A 902-nucleotide genomic window follows, 5' to 3' on the forward strand; every position below is an offset into this window, starting at 1 on the left:
TACAAGCCGGTGGCACTTGGACCAGTGACGTAATTGATATGAGTCACCAAACCAATGGCACTTATACCGTGATGGTGACAGGGACGAACTCAGTGGGTATTGAAGTGAGTGAAAGCCAGAGCTTTACTCTCGCGCAATCCTTGCCAACACTGACTAACGTGACGTTTACTCCTGAGCATCAAGCCATCGGCCAAAGCGTGACGGTAACGCTGGAATTCGATAAAGATCTGCAATCCGCAGCGGCGGCGTTAGGTGGTACGACGGTCACCTCATTAGTGGCAACCGCGGACCCAAGCGTTTGGACTGGTGATGTGGTGGTACCAAGCACGTCAGAGCTCAATGTGGCGTTGCTTGTTCGTGACTTCCAAGACTTATCAGGGAATACCGGTAGCCAGAATACGGCTTACTCCATGCCGATCACGCCGACCTTAGCCATCACTCCAGTGGGCAGTGTGGATGAAACGCATGCCGCCACGCTACAATTTGAAGGCACGTCGACACGCTTTGACGGTCAGTCCCTGCGTCTTGAAGTAAAAGCCCAAGGCAGCGCGACGGTATTGAAAAGCAGCAGTGCGACGGTACAAGCCGGTGGCACTTGGACCAGTGACGTAATTGATATGAGTTACCAAACCAATGGCACTTATACCGTGATGGTGACAGGGACGAACTCAGTGGGTATTGAAGTGAGTGAAAGCCAGAGCTTTACTCTCGCGCAATCCTTGCCAACACTGACTAACGTGACGTTTACTCCTGAGCATCAAGCCATCGGCCAAAGCGTGACGGTAACGCTGGAATTCGATAAAGATCTGCAATCCGCAGCGGCGGCGTTAGGTGGTACGACGGTCACCTCATTAGTGGCAACCGCGGACCCAAGCGTTTGGACTGGTGATGTGGTGGTACCA

General features: G+C 52.9%; 1 pseudogene. It reads left to right on the plus strand.

Annotated features, from left to right (window positions below):
• Window positions 1-902 (plus strand): annotated as a pseudogene (locus CBX98_RS25255) (hypothetical protein); the annotation flags it as partial.

The organism is Vibrio sp. T9 (assembly GCF_003123985.1).
Taxonomy (GTDB): domain Bacteria; phylum Pseudomonadota; class Gammaproteobacteria; order Enterobacterales; family Vibrionaceae; genus Vibrio; species Vibrio diabolicus.